Consider the following 18,129-nt stretch of genomic DNA (forward strand, 5'->3'; position numbering starts at 1 on the left):
ATCTGCGTCGCCACACGATATACTGTCGATGGAGCGATCGCGGGACGGCAAGGGAGAGACGTGCCGTAGCCGCCGGGTAGAGGGTTCGGATGCGTTCGGTTCCGAGCGAATCCTCGTTTTGAACCCGGTGAGCGGGAACGAAGATCACGCCCTCGCTGTCGAGTCTCGTGCAATAGAACACGGATTCCAGGTTCACGAGACAACAGGCCGCGGCGACGCCGAACAGATCGCGCGTCGAGCTGCGAACGCGGGCGTTTCCGCGATCGCAGTCGCGGGGGGCGACGGCACGGTACACGAAGTCGTCGCCGGACTCTACGACGTCGGAGCTATTGCGGAGGTAGACTGTGCGGTCGTCCCTGCTGGGACCGCGAATGTCTTTGCGAGACGGCTCGGGATTGCCGACATCGAGGAGGGATTTCGCACGATCGAGCGGGGCAAGACCCGGCGGATCGACGTCGGAGTTGCGAACGACGAACCGTTCGTCGGGACCTGTCTCGTCGGGGTGACTGCGGAAGCGAACACGACAACGACGGACGAAGCAAAGCGTCGGCTGGGTGTGTTCGCATATGCTCGGACGGCGCTCCGGTTGCTCTCCGACTACGAGGGGCGGCCGTTGCGAGTGACGATACGCGACGAGGGGAGAGCCGACGACCGGTGGTCCGGCGACGTCTTCCTGTTGTTTGTCGGAAACGCCGCTGGATTCCCGGCTTTTCGGGGGCTCGCGGCGACGAATCCCGAGGATGGGCGGTTCGACGTTTTGATCGTCGAAGATCGTCCGAGGGCCGATCTGTTGGACTCGCGGACGATGGCTGGAATATTCGGCGACGGCCCGATAACCCGCCGCGAAGGATCGGCGCTTACGATCGCCGCCCGTCAATCCGACCCCATCCCGTTCAGTCTGGACGGCGAGCTCCGATTGGCGACTGAAATAGAGGTCCGGATGCTCGCGCAACAACTATCTGTCTACGTCGGGCGCGATTACGATTTGGTATCCGACTATTGATACGGACGGTGGTGATCCTTTCGTCCACGTGGTCGTCTCGTCCGTCGTAGCGGATCGGAGGATCGAGCGAAAAGCTATACACTCGTGGACCGTCTGTCTTGCCGTTTGGGCGCGCACCGATGTACGAAACAATTCTCATTCCGACGGATGGAAGCGAAGGGACGGACCCCGCGATCGGCAACGGGCTCGACATCGCCCGGAAGTACGACGCGACCGTCCACGCGTTGTACGTGATAGACGTCGCCGAACTACTCGAGATCGGGTATCTCGGGGGTGACAGCGCAGACTTCGAGGAGACGATCGAACCGCTCGAAGACGAGGCGAAACGCGCCGTCGAGGCGATCGAAGAACGGGCACGACGCGAGGGCGTCGACATCGTCACGGTCGTCCGCCAAGGAACGCCCTACGAGGAGATACTGGAATACGCCGAGGACGCCGCCGCCGATCTGATCGTGATGGGGACACACGGGCGCAGCGGTCTGTCGCGTTATCTCATCGGGAGTGTGACGGAGCGGATCGTGCGCACGAGCGACGTTCCCGTACTCGTGGTTCAGCTGTCCGAAGACGGGGAGTAAGGAGGACATCTATCGACGGCTGTCGGACGTCGAGGCGGTGATCGCCGGCGACGTCGAATATCGTTGAGGACCTCACGACTACCGATGGACCGGCGAGGAGAGCGATGAAAGTGGGATCTACGACCCGACTGAGGAGTTATAGGCCATAACTGCGCTCCTCGACAGAGACTCCAAGTTCGAAAACGAAATATTTCGGGTCACCTCATCCGTCGTACTCTACAAAAAAGCAGGCCGAGTGCCTCGGGATCGTTCGGAATATCTTCGATCTTCCGTGACTGAGCGAAGCAAAGCTTCGCGATGTCCGCGAAACCGATGGTTTCGCTTGATGACGAAAGGCCCGAGGCCTTTCGAACCACTTGACCCCGAGGCGGTTCACGTAATGTACAATCCACTCACGACGACATACCCACCAACACAGACGAGCACAGTGGGAACGAGCCAACGGTCGACCCGGTCAGAAATCCCGTCGAATGCAACGCGATAGACGAGCAAGGCAGCGGTGAGAAACAGGAGTAATCCACCTACCAAGTAGACGCCAACGACCGCCAGCAACTCCCTCGAGGAGAGGTCGGCGAAAAACGGAATAAACACCGCGAGGTTTTCACCCGTCAGACCGATTCCGGTGATGGTCACTACACTGATACGCCCAACGGTGTTCGGCACGGCCTGGATGTGCTCGACACTCGTCTCTGGCGGTCGACGGATGAGTCCCCAGAGGCCGATACCGAGGGGTATGACTCCCAATATGAACGTCCACTCCCTGAGGAATTCGGCAGCGACGATAGCTCCGATGACCGCAGCGACCAGGCCGATACTGAAACTCACGTAGTGCCCGATGAACACCTCCCAGATCTGGTAATCGTTGTCCGCACAAAATGCCCCCATAACGAGTAACGCATCAAGATGGGTTAGGATAAACAACCAGACAGCCAGAAGTAAGACGGTCTCCACGGGATACTCGAGGTTTTATATCGAAATCATATATTGGTTCCCCTCTATGTCATTCAGCTCTGTTGTTCCATTGACTACTTTTGCGAAACCGTCGAATTTAAAATCGGCGGCTCCGTTGAAACCCTTTGTTGGTGATAGGTTTTAGGAGTCGTGATGAATACACAGCGCGAACTTTTTCCACCTCGGGTTCGCCACAGGCGAACCACTCGGTGCAAAAACTTCGATGAAAAAGGCGGACAGCTCGGCCTTCGGCCTCGCTGCCCGGGAACCGCGCTCGCTTCGCTCGCGCGGAGACCAGTGATACATACATGCTCTGGATGTTGCACGCCAGTTGTGACACTTGGGGCATAGGTTGAGCGAGGCGTGCAAGATACAAGGCGCGAGTCTTGCATTTTGAATACTGCTCTCTCGATTGGCGATGCCCAGCAGTTCATCAACAGTAACTACTGTTTGCCCGATGATAGGGTCCTCGTCTGAGCAATGGCGAGTTGATGAGTATACCTACTTTGGTACTATTGGCTCACGTATTACAGTACGTTGTATACTCCGTATCGAATTCTCGTGGCGGTGGTTGCTGGAATTGTGAACCGATATCCTTCGATGTATAGGGATTTTCCAACACGGTCAATAACCGTTCGAATTTTGATAGCGTCCCAGTTTCGAGATACTCGTCCAGTGCCTCTTCAACCAGGTAGTTGCGGGGAATGTACCGCGGATTGGCTTCCTGCATCAACTCCTCATCTAGGCCGACAGCAGCCAGTTCATCCCTGAGTTGTTCGAATTCTGCAGTTGCAAACGCTGGGTCATCAAACGTACCGGGCGTCTCTAATTCGAGGAACGTATTGGTATAGTCTGCGTTCGACTTGCGGAGCCACTCCAGGAATTCATCGACGAGCGTTTCCCCGTCATCCGAGGTGATACCCAGCTTCTTTCGCATCATCGTGTAGTATTGGGCATCGAATCGATCGTCAAATTCGTCCAGTTTACCTTCGATCTCATCATACGTGAGCGCCGTTCGTGTACACAGCGGTTGGAGCGCCTCTGCGAGGCGTTCGAGATTCCACCGCAAAATGGGTCGCTGATTGCCGAACGCATATCGCCCGTGCTTGTCGATCGAGCTGAAGACCGCCTCATCATCATAGTAATTCATGAACGCACAGGGTCCGTAATCAAGTGTTTCTCCATCGATACTCATGTTGTCCGTATTCATTACGCCATGGACGAATCCGACACGCAGCCAGTCGACAACCATCTCGATCGACGACTGCATGACAGCATCAAAGAAATCGATGTACGGACGATCCGTTGCAGTTAGCTGTGGGTAGTGTCTGTCAATAACGTAGTCAGTGAATCGCTGTAGCTCATCGGCTGCTCGGCCTGCAACGTACTGGAAGGTCCCGTATCGAATGTGGCTGTTCATCACCCGGACGAGAATGGCTCCAGGTTCCGTCCGTCGTCGTCGGATCGCTTCGTCAGTTTCGACGACCGCTAGACTCCTCGATGTTTTGATCTGTAGATTCTGCATCGCATACGAATACAGATACTCTCTAAGCATCGAGCTGACAGTTGCGTTGCCGTCGCCTCTCCCCGAGTACGGCGTTCGACCGGAACCTTTCAGTTGAATATCGTATCTACGACCCTCGTGTACATGTTCGCCGAGTATCATCGCTCTGCCGTCGCCCAGGACGGTAAAACTCCCATACTGGTGGCCTGCATATGCCTGGGCGATTGGTTCTTCTAAGAGGTCTTGGCCTGCTAGAACGGTAGCATTGAGTTCCGCTGGATCCAATCCAAGGTCAGCACAGAGCCCGTGATTACGAATCAAAATTTCTGGGTTAGCGATACTTTTCGGCGTTACTCTCGAATAGAGGGTTGCGTCCAAATTTTTGTAAGTGGTGTCAAATGAAAAGGTCATATTGTCTTATGTAGTGTTATCTTGTTCGTTTTAATAAACTTGCCCTTGAGAATGTTAAGAAGCAGTCAGTAGAGAGATTCAAATCGGCGCGTGCTGCATACACGCTCTGTATGCAGCAGCCGAATTCTATCAGCCATTGAGGATCTCAACAGAGCCACATCGTCCAATATCTCAATCGAGAGATGCCTCTCGAGCTTTGTGGCTGGATACAAATACACACTGGCTAGAGAAAGGGTCAAATACTCGGATTAGTCGTGGGGATGGAAGCGCTTGATAGCCTGGTCGACAGCCCCGGACTGGCCCAGGAAGGTAACGCGGTCGCCGGGGCGCAGTTCGTGATCGCCCGTGGGGACCTCCGTATCGCCCTCCTTGTGGGTCAACAACCCGACGATACAGCCGTCAGGAATTTCGGCATTGACCTCGGCAATCGAGTGGCCGACGAGGTCCGTCGCCGTTACCTCGATTTCTTGAACGTCGCCGGTTCGGCCCAGTTCGTTCATCCAGGCCGACAGCGAGGGCCGCTCGAGGACGTTCTCGAGCGACCAGGCGGTCGCCATCGAGAGGTCGATGGCCTGGACACCGAGCGCTTCGAACGCGTCCATATTATCCGGGTGGTTGACCCTCGAGGCGACCGTTTCCGTATCGAACGTGGTTTGGGCGAGCTGACAGACGAGCAAGTTGACGTCGTCGTCGGGCGTCGTGGCGATGACCGTTTTGGTGTTCTCGATACCGGCTTCTTTGAGCGTCGCGGCGGTTGATCCGTCCCCTTCGACGACTCTGAAACCCCGCTTTCGAGCCGCGTGAACGGCGTCGGGGTCCGAATCGACGAGCAGGACGTTCTCTCCATCTGCTTCGAGTCGTTCGGCGAGGGACAGGCCAACCCGTCCCGCGCCAATGATGAGTGTGCGCATGGGTGAAACGTTGAGGGCTCGTGCAATCTGTGGTGCCAGGCCGGCCTGGAGGATAACCGTCGCGAAGATGATGAGGAAGACGGTTCCGGCCAGCAACTGGGCTTCCTGTTGGCGACCGAGCGCCTGGAGTTCGACGGCAAACAGCGTGGCGACGCTTGCGGGGATGATGCCCCGCGGGCCGACCGCGCTCAGGAAGAGGCGCTCGTTTCGCGTGAATCGTTCGTGGGTCGTCGAGAGGTAGATGACCGCCGGCCGAAGGATGAGGGTGATTGCGATCACGATTGCGACGCCGGCGACACCGAGTGCGAGGATGTCCGAAAAGTCGATCAGGGCAGCGAGCGCGACGAAGACGAACGACAGGACGACGACCGACAGGTCATCGAGGAAGTCGATGACGTCCTCGTGGTGGGGCAGATCGACGTTACCGAGTGCGAACCCGGCCATCGCGGCAGCGGCGATTCCCGTTTCGCTCGCGACGAGTTCTGCGCCACCGTAGGCGACGACGACTGCCGCAAGGACGATGAGTCGCGAGTGAAGTGGTGCGTCACCGGGGGCGAGTCGACCGCGAGTGAGTACTAGCCAGACGGCGGCAGCGACGAGGAGTCCCACACCCAGGCCGATAGCTAGACGTATGGCGAAGTCCCCAAATAGAGCGAAGACACCGCCACTGCCGACGATGAGTACCTCGAACACGACGACAACGAGGATGGCAGCCGTTACGTCGTTGATCACACCTTCGCCCTCGAGAACCGCTGCAACGTGATCGCGGACGGTTACGACCTGCAAGATTGGGCCGATCACCGTTGGTCCCGTCGCGATGAGAAGTGCGCCAACGAGCAAGCCGACCTCGAGGGAGGTCTCGAGGAAGTAAACGACGGCGACTGCTGTTCCGAGCCAGGTGATCAGTGCCCCGATCGTCGTCAGCCGCAAGAGAGCTGTTGGGCTATCTCGAAGCTTGTGGCGGTGGAGGTGATACCCACCTTCGAACAGGATGATCGCCACGCTGACACCGACCATCGCGGAGAGGCCGCCGCCGAAGGTATCTCGAGTGACGATACCGAGGACTTCGGGTCCGATTGCGATGCCGGCGATGATCAGGAACAACACGCTGGGGATGCCAACGCGGTCAGCGATCACTCGAGAAGCGACACCGAGCGCCAGGATGAGGGCAACGACGGCGATCAGCATCATCGATACTCACCCTGGCGTTCGGTCACTGGGTGGAGAGAGCAGGTCGTCACTCGCCCCCTCCCGCAGGCGCGGCTGCACGGTGTTCGTTCGTTCGAACGGACTTGATCGCGTAGTAGAAAATCACGACCGTGACGAACGCTGAGGAGCCGACAAGGAGGACGAAGCTGACTCGATTCAGCACCGGCATGTTGAGCCAGTTCGACAGTTCGCCGAACGCGACACCGATACTGGCCAATATGAGCATGATACCGAAGTAGATCGTCACATCGTCCTCATCGACGTAGGCTGTCGAGGCGGAGCCAATTCGTGCCCCGAGTGCGCTCCCGGCGAGTAATGCCGTCACGATGCCAAGGTCGACGACACCGTCGAGACCGTACGTGAACGACCCGACAGCACCGGACATGAGTGCACCGAAGAGACTGGTCCCGACGGCTGCCGCGAGGGGCACACCGATCAGGTAGTAAATCGCGGGCATGCGAAGGAATCCGCCACCAACGCCGAGGAATCCTGAGACGACACCGACGCCGCCACCGACGCCGGAAATGGTCCACATCGAGGCCTTCGAGCCGTCGGTGAGCGTCACCATCGGCGGGATGTTGTACGATTTAATCGTTTTCGCGATTTCGGGGATATCGTCCTCGTCTTTTGGCTCGTCATCGTCGTTATCTTCAGCGGCGAGTGCACTGCGAAGGAACAGCGCACCGATGGCACCCAGTAACAACACGTACGCGGTGCCGACGACGATTTCTGCCTGGCCGAGTGTCTCGAGGAAGTAGACGCCCATCTTTCCGGCTTCGATGCCGAGAGCGATCCCGACGAACATCAGCGCGCCGAGTTTGTAATCGACTTGACCGACGTCGTGGTGTTTCATCGTGGCGATAATGGCCGTCCCGAAGACGAATGCCATCGAACTGCCGATAGCGACGGGAGCAGGGTATCCGAGAATGAGCAAGGCTGGCGTGACCAAAAAGGACCCGCCCATCCCGAAGAACCCGAAGAAGACTCCGACCATGAAGCCGAAGGCGACGAACAGGATCAGTAGCTCGATCGTGAGCCCGAGTACAACCATTGCTTAGACGTTCTCCACTGTCTCGATAATCGACGGTCCGACCACTCGCTCGAGGGCACCGTACCCAGCGTAGAGGCCTACGGCCTCTACGAGGACGATTACGACGAGGAGTGCGGCTTGCACGACGGGAGGGACTGAGATAACATCGATCATCGACATCCCACCTCCACGGTTCGCAGTAGTGTACGGATCATGGTTTCTTACTCACTACTGGATACTCCGAGCATACGTATAACGCTTTTGGGACTGGAGCACAATATTACTGCAGAGTATGGGATTGGTATCCTATAGAAATATTCCCATACGTTATTTGAATATAGAGGTGCTGTACATCGAATACAGTATATCTGGCGCGCAACTGGTCGTGAGAACGTTTCACAAGCGAGGATGAAGATGAGTTTCGTCCCATTAGTATATTTTCGCGCTCATGGAGGTGCTCTCATGCGTGATTCACTGATGATAACCGAAGAAGATGCACCTACGGCAACGGGTGTGTATTGGATAAACCAAACAATATTATAGCTCCAGTTCGTAGATGCACTATGAAAGCGGTCTGTGCCACTGACCTGTCGGCTGCGAGTGAGGCGACCATCGAGAGCGAGACCTGCCTCCAGTGTCTCGGTCGAATCGGCATCGAGGAGATACACCTCGTGACAGTTATTCCCTCGAACGTCTATGCGGGTATGCCCGGAATCGATTTCGAAAAACGTCGCAAGCGCGCACTCAAACGGTACAAGAAGGTTATCACCGACCACGGGTTCGACGTCGAAACCCACGTCGTGCGCGGCACCCCACACCGACGAATCAACGGCATCGCCGAAACGATTGGAGCGAGTCTCACGATTATCGGCTCACGCGGGAAGAGTCCGCTCGAGAACCGTGTGATCGGCTCGACGGCGCGAAACCTGTCGCGGTCGACGACGAAACCGTTACTCGTCAACCGAATCGAACGCGAAGCCGAGGATCCGGACGTTCTCCGACAGCATCTGTTCCAGCGAATGCTCTTTGCCACGGACTTTTCGGACAACGCCGAACAGGCTTTCGAGTGGTTTACACAATTGCGGCATGCGACCAAGGAGGCGCACCTGGTACACGTCCAGACGCCCAAAGACCCCGGCCTGCCCGAGGATGAAGATCCCGAAGCGGAACTCGCAACCCTCGCTGGTACCCTCGAGGACTGGGGTATCGAAACGACATACGAAGTGCGGTCGGGTGACCCGTCGGACGAAATCCTGGCCGCCGAAGCCGAGTTCGAACCGACGACGACGCTGGTCGGCTCTCGAGGGCATAGCCGCCTGCGCCGACTTTTGCTCGGCAGTGTCTCCGAGGACATCATCGTCCGTGCGAACGGGAACGTGTTGCTGGTGCCGCCGGGACAGCGTTGAGTCCATTCCCGGTAAAACGGCAGCTAGTCGAACGGAGACTCGTGGAAGTGTCTGTGACGGGTGTCACTCGAGGTAATCGGAGACGAAAGCTGATCGAGGCGCCGTGTCCTCACAAAGAATTGCTCGGAAGGACGTTCGCCTGGCTCCACTCTGATGATTGTAGTTCAATAGCACTTGATCCAAAAACAATATTAAATTGCTACTGAAAACAGACCAATTGAACGGTCAATCGACAGTAGGTATATGTCGTCCGTGTGTGTATTCTCGAGCGATGAACGCTGATCAGCGGAGCCCGGTTCTGCTCGTGGTACTGGTCGGTTCGATACTGGTAACGGGTCTCGTCCATCTTGTGTTTCTTCCTCGAGTGTTCCCCGAGGAACTGTTCGTCGCTTCTGTGTACCTCTTTGCTGGCTGGATCGGCTTCACGCTCGTTTTCTATAGCCTCGGGCGTCTCTTCTCGAACCCCGATCCGATGCCTCGACTGGGAGCGACCGATTACGGTGCCGGGCTGTTCGTCCTCTCGATTCTCGGCAGCCTCTTTCTGGATACGCTTGGATTTTCGTTGTCCGCCGTCCCCGTCGGACATCTTCCGTTCGCAGTCGGTGTTTACGTGGGCTTGGCGCTCATCGGCTGGTCTGTCGGTGAGCGAACGGTGGCGATAAATCGGGCCGTTGCCTCGAGCGAGGATTCCTGATACGGTCTAGCGTGTCCTAGGATCGTTCACCACGATCCATAGAGCTGCGAACTGACCGAAATACCTTTACGATACAACCGACTACATCTGGGTACACTATGCCGGTACTCCTCAAAGACCACGACTCCGAACTTACCCTTCGGCCAGGAACCACGAAGTCAGACATTGTGGCGTACCTGTACCAAAATCCTGAGTGGGGATACTCCCCACAGGATCTCAAGGAAGCCCTCGACATCCCCCGAGGAACCGCTACAACCACACTCAAACGTCTCTACGACGACGGCTATATCGGGAAAACGGACGACGGCTACTACTACGCTCTGAGCGAACGGGAAGACATCCGACGGTACGTCTCTAGTCTCAACCAAGTAGATATGATGTTCGGTCACCACCGCGATGCGGACGCCACTCCCGAAGAACCCGAGAAACAAATTGGTGAGGGTCGCACTGACGAGGAACTCGATGCAGAACTCGCAGAGTTGGAAGACGAGTTAAATGAGTAAACTATCAGCAGGTGATGTTTGCTGGGCACAAGACCCAACAGGTGCTCATCCTCAGAGACCAATTGTTGTCTTAGCTGAAGTAGAGGGCGCTAAGCCCCCTTCCTCAGGGAACGAGCCGAAGGCGAGTGAGCAGGGAGGGGATACAGTGCCCGCCCGACTCACAACCACTCTAATCAGAGCAGTTAACTAACTATAATCCAAAGACGAAAGCAAGTCACATGGTGTACAGTCCAAAATACCGACTCTTCCCGACGAGCGAACAGCGGGAGAGACTCGACTGGACTCGTAACACCGTGCGACAAGTGTACAACCACGCACTCCACGAATTCAACAAGCTACCAGAAGACGACGGCACGCTTCGACAGCGCGTCTGGCAAGTCCGAGACGACCTCCCCAGACTCAAACAACAGTGGAGCGACCTGAAACAAGTCTACTCCACCGTGTTACAGAAAGCCGTCGAACGCATCCGAACCAACATCAACAACCTCGGCAAACTGAAAGCCAAGGGATACAGCGTTGGCTCGTTGAACTGGAAGAAACCGCGTGAGTACCGGAGTTTCACGTATCGGCAATCGGGCTTCGAACTCGACACGAAGAGTGGCCCGAGAGACCGAGCAATTCTGCGACTCAAAAAGGTTCGCGGTGAAACCCTCGAAATTCCAATCCGACTCCACCGAAACCTGCCAGAGCACGACGCTATCAAAGAGGTCACGGTGAAGAAAGAGCCGACAGGAGCGTGGTATGCCTCGTTCTGCATCAGCACCGATGAACCAGAGAAACCAGACCCAGAAGCCATCGATGCAGAGGACACGGTTGGTCTCGACCTCGGTGTGCTCAACTTCGTTCACGATTCTGACGGGCTTTCCATTGGGCGACTCGACTTATCAGATGAGCGAGAGCGACTCGAACGCGAGCAACGCTCGCTCTCTCGCAAGCAATATGAGTCGAACAACTGGGAGAAACAACGCCGTCGAGTGGCCGAGGTTCACGCTCGGATGTCGAACAAAAAGCGCGATTACAAGCACAAGCTCGCGCACTTCTACGCGACAGCGTACGACGCTGTGTTCGTTGAGAACCTCGACGTGCAGTCGATGCTCGAATCCGAGGGGAACGCTCGGAACAAATCCGAGGTCGGATGGAGCGATTTCCGTTCGATTCTTGAACACCACTGTGACAAGCACGGCACACACTACGTGGAAGTGACTGCTCGCGGCACGACTAAAGAGTGTGCGTGTTGTGGGGTAGAGACTGCGAAGCCGCTGTGGGTTCGCGAACACTCGTGCCCATCGTGTGGGTTCGAGTTGGATAGAGATTGGAACGCCGCATTGAACGTGAAATCGCGTGGTCTGGAGAAACTAGGAGTGGTTCACTCCAAAGGTACGCCTGTGAAGACTGCGACTGTCCTCAGAACCGTCGGTTCTGATGGGCCACACGAGAACGGAGTTCTCGTGGACGCTGTGGACGCTCGTTCTGTGTCTGCAAGTCGTGTCGTTGAAACAGGAAGCTCCTGCCTCAAGGAAGCCGTGAAAGCGGCTGAGTAGGCAGGAGTAGTTCACCTCACGATACACACCCGTTTAGTGCCACTGATTGTACCGTGATGTGTATCGGGACAAGTGCCGGAAAGTACCAACAAACGACCCCTGAACTCAAAGACGAACATCTCACCGGCATCTCATTCAACGATACATCGTACCTGATGCCGTGGGCACTCTACACGATCGCGCCGGGCTCAATCATGAACGGAAAAACAAAGGGCGAACTGACGGAAGATGGACGAAGGCTGGTAAAAAAGTCACTCATCTCTCTCATCCCGTAACCGATAGTCAGTGGGAACCAGCACAGTCTAGTTAACCCAACTCGAGACGTGGAGAGGTCGTAGTGAGACGAATTATGCACTGAGTGATACGTGTACCACCTGTATTGATCGTTTTCAAAGTCCGTGCAAAGCTTCATGTGGTGCGCTCGGTACGGTCTGTTATAATTTTGTCAGTGGTATTCCATACCGGTTCGGAGACCACTGAAAGCGATTTCAGTAGACCGTATGAGATTCGGCACTGTCCGTACTCGGAGTCTGTACTCGTGGTTTGGGAGGGTTCTATAGGCGGTGCAGGACGAGAACCTCGACCCTTGAGGTCGAGGTTGTTGACACGAGCCATTGTGCGATTTACACACCTATCACGACGCCGTCTTGTAATAGTGTGAAAAATGACTTTCAATGGCTACTATGGGGACCGTCACTCGAGTGATGGGACGTACACGTCGATATCGCCGAACCGAATGACGTGGTCGGTGACGCTCCCGATAGCGAGTTTGTGGACGCCACCTCGGCCTCGAGTCCCCATCACGATCAAGTCGGCGTCGATTTCGTTTGCGTACTCGAGCAGTTCGGTTTCTGGTGGCCCGGTCCGGACCGCAGTCGTGACGGGCAGATCACCGGCCCGGTCGGCCACTCGAGAAACGAAGGTTTCGGCCTGTCTGTGCATGGCGTGTTCGGCACTGTCGGCATCGCCGGGCAATCGGACGTGCCCGAGGAGGCCGGTTTCGGCGACACAGAGGACGTGGACCTCCGCGTCGTGTATCTGCGCTAACTCGAGGCCAGCGTCGGCGGCCGATTCGGCATCCTCGCTGCCGTCAGTTGGAAGTAAAATCGTCTCGAACATACGTTCATATCATCGGGCTGGGTGATACGCTTTTGGACAGTCAGTGTGCAACTCTCAGCCCGGAGATGTACCGTCCAGTGCTGTCCGCAGAAAGAATCGTCCACTACTCTCCCGCCGAGTGCCGACTCGGGGTGAGAGCCGGCACGTGACATCAACACTCTCGTTTAGAGTTCTCTCAAACGTCGAGAAGGGAACCGAAGCCATCGGGTTGGCTCACCCGTTCAGGCGCGGGGAACCACTCAGCCTTCGGTTTCGATTTCTTTCCGGCCGGTTAGCCTATCGGGAACCAGCCGGAAATCACGGAATGTGATTTCGTCACGAGGTCGTTCGAACACTTCGACTTCGGGGATTTCGACGCCCCACATGGCCTGAACTGCCATCGACTCGTAGGGAGCCTCGTCGATTTCCTCGAGCGTACCGCTTGCGACGACGCTTCGCCATCCTTCCTCGGGGTGGGTGTACACGACGAAGGTCACTGGATTGGTGAGCAATTCCGCTTTGGTACTGTCGTCCTGTGGGAAGGCGAGGTGGAAGTAGAAACTGTCATCTTCGGGGTAAAATCCGTAGGAAACCGGGATCGAAAACGGTGGCTTCCCTGCATCCGTCGCGAACGAGAGGACGCCGACGCCCCCCGTCCCCAGGACCGAGTCGATCTCGTCTCGAGGGAGTTGCACCCAGCGGAGTGACTGCATGGGTATGTCGACGACCTGGAGATAAAAATACGGCTTTCACCGTTCGGTGTACAGTATACTAAACGAGAACGTCAGCATGGACTGGTTTTGTGTCAGTAGCGACTGGTGTGGGTGTATTCCGGGGGTGTGATGTGTGTCGAATCACTCGTGTGAACCCGTTATCGCTCGAGGCACACGATTCGCGTCTAGACGAGCAATTGGACGTCGGATTCGGCCATGTGCTGAATCGCGGTTGCCGCGCCGACACCGGTCGTCACGCCGTCGTAGAAGTCGCCTTCGTCGTAGCCCATCAGTTCGATGGTCATCTGGCAGGCCTGCAAGTCGACGCCCTGGTCGAGCGAGAGGTCGATCAGTTCCTCGATGGTTGCTGTCCCGTTCTCGTCGATTTTCTTCTCCATCATCTTCGTCGCCATCGCGTCCATTCCGGGGAGCGCGGCGAGCGCGTTCGGCATCGGCATGTTCGGGTTGCCAACGGCACTCAGTTTGAGGTCCTGGGATTTCTCCTCGTGGAGAATATCGAGGCCCCAGAACGTGTGGAAGACGACGACCTCCCAGCCGAAGGCCGCGGCCGTGCTCGCGAGGATTAACGGCGGGTACGCCATGTCGAAGCTCCCCTGCGTAGCGACGATGGTCATCTTCTTCTGGTCGGTTTCCATCGCTGCGACGGTATCCTCGAGTTCGTTCACGCGGTCGCGTAGCGCTGCTAACTCGGCAGCGTCGAACTCTCCGTCACCTGGCTGTGGGGCGTTATCGGCACTCATTTTATGCAGTCTTTTTCACGTAGTGGGTGTACAGTTCGTCGCCTTCGACCTGGTCGAGGAGTTCGACGCCGTCGGTTCCTTCTGCCCAGCCCTGAATGTCGCTCATCGAGCCGGAGTCGGTCGAAACCACTTCAAGCACGCCGCCAGCCTCGACATCGTCAATCGCCTGTTTCGTTTTGACGATGGGCATTGGGCATGACAGTCCTTTCACGTCGAGCGTCTCGGTCACGTTGTATTCTGAACTCATTGGTATCAGTTGGTCCGTATTGGACTTGGAACACAATACCGACCCTGGACATAAAAGTATATCGATTATTGCACCAGACTCGAACAACAGCGAGTGAATATTTCGCTCTACTGGCGCCCACAGGCGTAAAGAAATATACTCTGGGAAAATCTACCGGGAGTAGTATTGTGCTTTAGGGGAACTACTATGCAAATGTTTATGTATCCGGGGCCAATACTGGTTGATGTACAATGGACGAGATGGATTTCCCAACTCCTGATGTGCCGATCGAATCAATCACCCCTGCAGACCTGAAAGCGGACATCGACGCCGGCAACGCGGTCACCCTGCTCGATGCGCGGATGGGAAGTGATTACGAGGAATGGAAGATCGAGGGCGACAGCGTCGAATCGATCAACGTTCCGTACTTCCACTTCCTCGACGATGAACTCGACGATGACATCATCGAGCCGATCCCGGACGACCGCGAAGTGACGGTCCTCTGTGCGAAGGGAGGTGCAAGCGAGTACGTCGCCGGTCGACTCAAAGAGCGTGGCTACGACGTCAACCACCTCGAGGAGGGCATGAACGGTTGGGCGCGAATCTACGAAGCTGTCGAGGTCGAACGCTACGACGGCGCGGGCACGCTTATTCAGTACCAGCGGCCCTCCTCGGGCTGCCTCGGCTACTTCGTCTACGACGGTGACGAAGCTGCCGTCATCGATCCGCTCCGTGCCTTCACGGACCGGTACCTCGAGGACGCCAACGACCTCGGTGTCGAACTGCAGTACGCCATCGACACGCACATCCACGCCGATCACATCTCGGGCGTTCGCGCGCTCGCTGAGGAAGGTGTGGAGGGCGTGATTCCTGACGCCGCCGTCGACCGTGGTGTCACTTACGCCGACGAGATGTCGCTGGCGGCAGACGGAGACGAGTTCGCGGTCGGTGACGCAACCATCGAGACGGTCTACACCCCAGGGCACACCTCCGGGATGACCTCGTACCTGATCGACGACTCGCTGCTCGCGACCGGTGACGGGCTGTTCATCGAGAGCGTTGCCCGACCGGACCTCGAAGAAGGCGACGACGGCGCACCCGAGGCCGCGAGCCAGCTCTACGAATCGCTCCAGGAGCGAGTGCTGACGTTGCCCGAAGAGACCCTCATCGGCGGCGCACACTTCAGCGACTCGGCCGTGCCGGCCGACGACGGCACCTACACGGCCACGATTGGTGAGCTCCGCTCGAACATGGCTGCACTCACGATGGAAGAAGACGACTTCGTCGAATTGATCCTCTCGGATATGCCACCACGTCCGGCCAACTACGTGGACATCATCGAGACCAACCTCGGCCAGCAGGAGGCCGACGACGACGAAGCATTCGAACTCGAGCTCGGCCCGAACAACTGTGCCGCAAGTCAGGGCTCGTTGGCTGATGACTAACCAACGTAACCGTGATTACTGAATCAACGATTCCGCTACTGACTGCCGAGCTGTTCCCGAACGGCATCTCCAGATATGCTGTCGGTGGACTGCTGGTCGGTCTCGGGGCCGTCGTCATCTACGTCGGGACGGGCATCGCCGCCGGGGCAAGCACGTTCCTCGAGTCCACGCTCTCGTACGTCTCCGATCAGTCCCGATTTCAGCGCTATCGCTCATCTCGTGACTGGCGGATCGTCTTCACTCTCGGCATCATCATGGGGGCGATGGTCTACGCACTCACCTTCCAGTCGGGTGTGCTGTCGAGTTCGCTCTACCAGCCTGGATCGACTGGCGAAGTGTTCGAACTCGGTGGGTTCACCTTCTGGCTCACCGACGTCCAGCCTTGGCGGCTGTTCCTGGGCGGGATCCTCGTCGGGATCGGCACGCGAATCGGGAAGGGCTGTACCTCTGGACACGGCGTGTGTGGCGTTGGCTCGGCCTCAAAGACATCGATCGTCGGCGTGATGACGTTCCTCGCCGTCGCGATCGGTACGGCTCAGATCGTCGTGGCGCTGGGGGTGTCACCATGAGCGGCGAGCCAGGGGGACGCCATCCCGCGTTCATGCCGCTTATCTTCGTGGGCGGCCTGATCTTCGGGTTCGGCCTCGGTTTCAGCCACATGGCCAGACCCGAGGTCGTCCTCGAGTTCCTGCAGTTCACGGACTTCGGCCTGCTGTTCGTCATGTTCGGGGCTGCCATCGTCACGGGACTGGCGTTCGCCATCGTCCCGCGCCTTCGAGGCCGGGCGCCCCTCACTGGCGACACGTACGGTCGTCGACTCAAGTCATTCGACAAGAACGTCCTGATCGGTGGCTCGATCTTCGGGGTTGGGTGGGGCCTCTCGGGTATCTGCCCTGGGGCCGCCTACGCCAGTCTCGGTATCGGTAACCTGACCATCCTCTGGGCGCTCGCGGGGATGTTCGTTGGCGCGTATCTGCAGGGGGTCTGGCGAAGTCAACAGGCCAGTGCGGCATCTATGGCAAACGCCGATTGAACGACGATTTTCCCAGTAGCCATCCTGATTTCCCCAGTGAAGCTCCCCTCGAGCGAACGGTTTCGAGCATTTTTCGTCCGAACGAGTAGCGACTCTTGTGATCTCCGCGGGGGACCGACGCTCGTGGGGGAACACTTTGTATGTTCCTCGAGAATACTCGCGTATGTCCAGTCGCGACACAGGCACGTTGACGATACTTGTCCCACACGACGGATCGGATCCGGCGCAGGCGGCATTCGAGTACGCCATCGAGACGTTCCCCGGAGCCGACCTCGTCCTTTTTCACGCTATCGACCCGTTTGACTTGCCACACGCCACCGACGAACGAACGCCGCTAACAGATAGGTGGCTCGAGGTCCAGCACGCTCGCGCAGCCGATCTTTTCGAGGCGGCGATTGCGGATTTACCTGTGGACGTCGTCCGGAAATCGGACCCTGAGCTCGGTGATGATGAATCGAGCAACGAGGGGAGTGAAGAATCGACAACCGGTACGTCGGCGAACCGACAATATACACTCGAGTCGCACTCGGTAGCGACGGCGACGTCGGTAGGCTCACCTGCACAGTCGATTGTCGCCTACGTCGACGACAACGATATCGACCAGGTGGTACTCGGGAGTCGTGGTCGAGGCGGAGTACCAGCCCCACAAATTGGGAGCACGGCAGAAATAGTCGTCAAACGGGTTGAGGTACCAGTCACAATTGTTCGATAAGACTACCGTACTCAGTTTTGGACTGAGCCAGCCGGAAAGGTAGTGATCTCTGCTCGGCGGAGGAATAATTTTCAATCTTCCAAAATCTTTGAAACTCGCCACGCTGCTGTCTCCCTCAACATATTATGGCAAAACATCACCAGTAATGGGGTGTATCGGTTATTTTCACCCTCATTTCTATTGGATTCAGGTCGGTGTTGATCTGCAGGACTCTGTCTTCCAAATCGGACGGGATGTTCACAAATTTGATATAGCGTTATTTAGTTTATGGCGGTCTTCGTACCAGTTCTCTGTATTTTACTTATTCCCGTTGTCTCAACTGCGACAAACCAATAAGCAGTAGTTTTATTAGAATGTCACGTATGCTGTAATACGTGAAAATGCGAGATAAGGAATACACCAG

19 protein-coding genes are annotated in these 18,129 nt (G+C 56.9%); 10 read left to right on the forward strand and 9 right to left on the reverse strand.

Annotated elements, in window-relative coordinates; all coding sequences use genetic code 11:
• Nucleotides 1-28 precede the first annotated feature (28 nt).
• Both NLK60_RS18330 and NLK60_RS18335 read left to right on the forward strand, forming a co-directional pair.
• Nucleotides 29-1,003, forward strand: coding sequence for a diacylglycerol/lipid kinase family protein (locus NLK60_RS18330; RefSeq protein ID WP_254811033.1), 975 nt, complete (start codon nucleotides 29-31; stop codon nucleotides 1,001-1,003).
• Nucleotides 1,004-1,122: 119 nt separating this feature from the next.
• Complete coding sequence (locus NLK60_RS18335) at nucleotides 1,123-1,578, forward strand: universal stress protein (RefSeq protein WP_254811034.1); 456 nt, start codon at nucleotides 1,123-1,125, stop codon at nucleotides 1,576-1,578.
• A 372-nt stretch (nucleotides 1,579-1,950) separates the two neighbouring features.
• Here the strand turns inward: NLK60_RS18335 and NLK60_RS18340 are convergent, their stop codons facing one another.
• The 5 genes from NLK60_RS18340 to NLK60_RS18360 form a co-directional block, all read right to left on the reverse strand.
• Nucleotides 1,951-2,529 (reverse strand): cadmium resistance transporter, encoded by a 579-nt coding sequence (locus NLK60_RS18340; protein WP_254811035.1) that lies wholly within the window; start codon nucleotides 2,527-2,529, stop codon nucleotides 1,951-1,953.
• A gap of 520 nt (nucleotides 2,530-3,049) precedes the next feature.
• The gene (locus NLK60_RS18345; RefSeq protein ID WP_254811036.1) at nucleotides 3,050-4,444 is read right to left on the reverse strand and encodes a protein adenylyltransferase SelO; all 1,395 of its coding nucleotides are present in this window, start codon (nucleotides 4,442-4,444) and stop codon (nucleotides 3,050-3,052) included.
• A gap of 248 nt (nucleotides 4,445-4,692) precedes the next feature.
• On the reverse strand, nucleotides 4,693-6,543 hold the full coding sequence (locus NLK60_RS18350) for a cation:proton antiporter domain-containing protein (protein WP_254811102.1): 1,851 nt from the start codon (nucleotides 6,541-6,543) through the stop codon (nucleotides 4,693-4,695).
• A 49-nt stretch (nucleotides 6,544-6,592) separates the two neighbouring features.
• Entirely contained in the window at nucleotides 6,593-7,615 is a 1,023-nt protein-coding gene (locus NLK60_RS18355; protein ID WP_254811037.1) for a sulfite exporter TauE/SafE family protein, read from the reverse strand.
• A 3-nt stretch (nucleotides 7,616-7,618) separates the two neighbouring features.
• A complete protein-coding gene (locus tag NLK60_RS18360) occupies nucleotides 7,619-7,768 on the reverse strand; it encodes a DUF7512 family protein (RefSeq protein ID WP_254811038.1) in 150 nt (49 codons plus the stop codon).
• Nucleotides 7,769-8,157: 389 nt separating this feature from the next.
• Here NLK60_RS18360 and NLK60_RS18365 point away from each other — a divergent pair, with 389 nt between their 5' ends.
• The 4 genes from NLK60_RS18365 to NLK60_RS18380 all read left to right on the forward strand — a co-directional run bounded on the left by NLK60_RS18365 (nucleotide 8,158) and on the right by NLK60_RS18380 (nucleotide 11,738).
• Nucleotides 8,158-9,000, forward strand: a complete 843-nt coding sequence (locus tag NLK60_RS18365; RefSeq protein WP_254811039.1) for a universal stress protein — start codon at nucleotides 8,158-8,160, stop codon at nucleotides 8,998-9,000.
• A gap of 271 nt (nucleotides 9,001-9,271) precedes the next feature.
• On the forward strand, nucleotides 9,272-9,694 hold the full coding sequence (locus tag NLK60_RS18370; protein ID WP_254811040.1) for a hypothetical protein: 423 nt from the start codon (nucleotides 9,272-9,274) through the stop codon (nucleotides 9,692-9,694).
• Between the two features lie 98 nt (nucleotides 9,695-9,792).
• Nucleotides 9,793-10,197 carry a winged helix-turn-helix domain-containing protein gene (locus NLK60_RS18375; protein ID WP_254811041.1) on the forward strand — a complete coding sequence of 135 codons (405 nt, stop codon included), beginning with the start codon at nucleotides 9,793-9,795 and terminating at the stop codon, nucleotides 10,195-10,197.
• Nucleotides 10,198-10,415: 218 nt separating this feature from the next.
• A complete protein-coding gene (locus NLK60_RS18380; protein ID WP_254811042.1) occupies nucleotides 10,416-11,738 on the forward strand; it encodes an RNA-guided endonuclease InsQ/TnpB family protein in 1,323 nt (440 codons plus the stop codon).
• Nucleotides 11,739-12,431: 693 nt separating this feature from the next.
• Here the strand turns inward: NLK60_RS18380 and NLK60_RS18385 are convergent.
• From NLK60_RS18385 to NLK60_RS18400, 4 genes are all read right to left on the reverse strand, one after another.
• Nucleotides 12,432-12,857 carry a universal stress protein gene (locus tag NLK60_RS18385; protein WP_254811043.1) on the reverse strand — a complete coding sequence of 142 codons (426 nt, stop codon included), beginning with the start codon at nucleotides 12,855-12,857 and terminating at the stop codon, nucleotides 12,432-12,434.
• A 239-nt stretch (nucleotides 12,858-13,096) separates the two neighbouring features.
• The gene (locus tag NLK60_RS18390; RefSeq protein WP_254811044.1) at nucleotides 13,097-13,549 is read right to left on the reverse strand and encodes a pyridoxamine 5'-phosphate oxidase family protein; all 453 of its coding nucleotides are present in this window, start codon (nucleotides 13,547-13,549) and stop codon (nucleotides 13,097-13,099) included.
• Between the two features lie 185 nt (nucleotides 13,550-13,734).
• Nucleotides 13,735-14,310, reverse strand: a complete 576-nt coding sequence (locus NLK60_RS18395) for a DsrE/DsrF/DrsH-like family protein (protein WP_254811045.1) — start codon at nucleotides 14,308-14,310, stop codon at nucleotides 13,735-13,737.
• A 1-nt stretch (nucleotide 14,311) separates the two neighbouring features.
• Nucleotides 14,312-14,557 (reverse strand): sulfurtransferase TusA family protein, encoded by a 246-nt coding sequence (locus NLK60_RS18400; RefSeq protein ID WP_254811046.1) that lies wholly within the window; start codon nucleotides 14,555-14,557, stop codon nucleotides 14,312-14,314.
• Between the two features lie 230 nt (nucleotides 14,558-14,787).
• On the opposite strand from NLK60_RS18400, the gene NLK60_RS18405 reads away from it, so the two are divergent.
• The 4 genes from NLK60_RS18405 to NLK60_RS18420 all read left to right on the forward strand — a co-directional run bounded on the left by NLK60_RS18405 (nucleotide 14,788) and on the right by NLK60_RS18420 (nucleotide 17,726).
• Nucleotides 14,788-15,981, forward strand: a complete 1,194-nt coding sequence (locus NLK60_RS18405) for an MBL fold metallo-hydrolase (RefSeq protein WP_254811047.1) — start codon at nucleotides 14,788-14,790, stop codon at nucleotides 15,979-15,981.
• 11 nt (nucleotides 15,982-15,992) lie between these two features.
• Nucleotides 15,993-16,550, forward strand: coding sequence for a YeeE/YedE family protein (locus NLK60_RS18410; protein WP_254811048.1), 558 nt, complete (start codon nucleotides 15,993-15,995; stop codon nucleotides 16,548-16,550).
• 32 nt (nucleotides 16,551-16,582) lie between these two features.
• Nucleotides 16,583-17,014 (forward strand): YeeE/YedE family protein, encoded by a 432-nt coding sequence (locus tag NLK60_RS18415; protein ID WP_254811103.1) that lies wholly within the window; start codon nucleotides 16,583-16,585, stop codon nucleotides 17,012-17,014.
• A 163-nt stretch (nucleotides 17,015-17,177) separates the two neighbouring features.
• Complete coding sequence (locus NLK60_RS18420) at nucleotides 17,178-17,726, forward strand: universal stress protein (RefSeq protein ID WP_254811049.1); 549 nt, start codon at nucleotides 17,178-17,180, stop codon at nucleotides 17,724-17,726.
• Nucleotides 17,727-18,129 lie beyond the last annotated feature (403 nt).

This window comes from Natronosalvus amylolyticus, assembly GCF_024298845.1.
GTDB classification, from domain to species: domain Archaea; phylum Halobacteriota; class Halobacteria; order Halobacteriales; family Natrialbaceae; genus Natronosalvus; species Natronosalvus amylolyticus.

Excerpts from the sequence above, each read along its gene's own strand:
- NLK60_RS18400 (WP_254811046.1), bottom strand. The coding sequence starts at position 14,557 with ATGAGTTCAGAATACAACGTGACCGAGACGCTCGACGTGAAAGGACTG.
- NLK60_RS18385 (WP_254811043.1), bottom strand. The coding sequence starts at position 12,857 with ATGTTCGAGACGATTTTACTTCCAACTGACGGCAGCGAGGATGCCGAA.
- NLK60_RS18335 (WP_254811034.1), top strand. The coding sequence starts at position 1,123 with ATGTACGAAACAATTCTCATTCCGACGGATGGAAGCGAAGGGACGGAC.
- NLK60_RS18345 (WP_254811036.1), bottom strand. The coding sequence starts at position 4,444 with ATGACCTTTTCATTTGACACCACTTACAAAAATTTGGACGCAACCCTC.
- NLK60_RS18415 (WP_254811103.1), top strand. The coding sequence starts at position 16,583 with ATGCCGCTTATCTTCGTGGGCGGCCTGATCTTCGGGTTCGGCCTCGGT.
- NLK60_RS18360 (WP_254811038.1), bottom strand. The coding sequence starts at position 7,768 with ATGATCGATGTTATCTCAGTCCCTCCCGTCGTGCAAGCCGCACTCCTC.
- NLK60_RS18375 (WP_254811041.1), top strand. The coding sequence starts at position 9,793 with ATGCCGGTACTCCTCAAAGACCACGACTCCGAACTTACCCTTCGGCCA.
- NLK60_RS18395 (WP_254811045.1), bottom strand. The coding sequence starts at position 14,310 with ATGAGTGCCGATAACGCCCCACAGCCAGGTGACGGAGAGTTCGACGCT.
- NLK60_RS18330 (WP_254811033.1), top strand. The coding sequence starts at position 29 with ATGGAGCGATCGCGGGACGGCAAGGGAGAGACGTGCCGTAGCCGCCGG.
- NLK60_RS18390 (WP_254811044.1), bottom strand. The coding sequence starts at position 13,549 with ATGCAGTCACTCCGCTGGGTGCAACTCCCTCGAGACGAGATCGACTCG.
- NLK60_RS18420 (WP_254811049.1), top strand. The coding sequence starts at position 17,178 with ATGTCCAGTCGCGACACAGGCACGTTGACGATACTTGTCCCACACGAC.
- NLK60_RS18365 (WP_254811039.1), top strand. The coding sequence starts at position 8,158 with ATGAAAGCGGTCTGTGCCACTGACCTGTCGGCTGCGAGTGAGGCGACC.
- NLK60_RS18350 (WP_254811102.1), bottom strand. The coding sequence starts at position 6,543 with ATGCTGATCGCCGTCGTTGCCCTCATCCTGGCGCTCGGTGTCGCTTCT.
- NLK60_RS18380 (WP_254811042.1), top strand. The coding sequence starts at position 10,416 with ATGGTGTACAGTCCAAAATACCGACTCTTCCCGACGAGCGAACAGCGG.
- NLK60_RS18370 (WP_254811040.1), top strand. The coding sequence starts at position 9,272 with ATGAACGCTGATCAGCGGAGCCCGGTTCTGCTCGTGGTACTGGTCGGT.
- NLK60_RS18355 (WP_254811037.1), bottom strand. The coding sequence starts at position 7,615 with ATGGTTGTACTCGGGCTCACGATCGAGCTACTGATCCTGTTCGTCGCC.
- NLK60_RS18405 (WP_254811047.1), top strand. The coding sequence starts at position 14,788 with ATGGACGAGATGGATTTCCCAACTCCTGATGTGCCGATCGAATCAATC.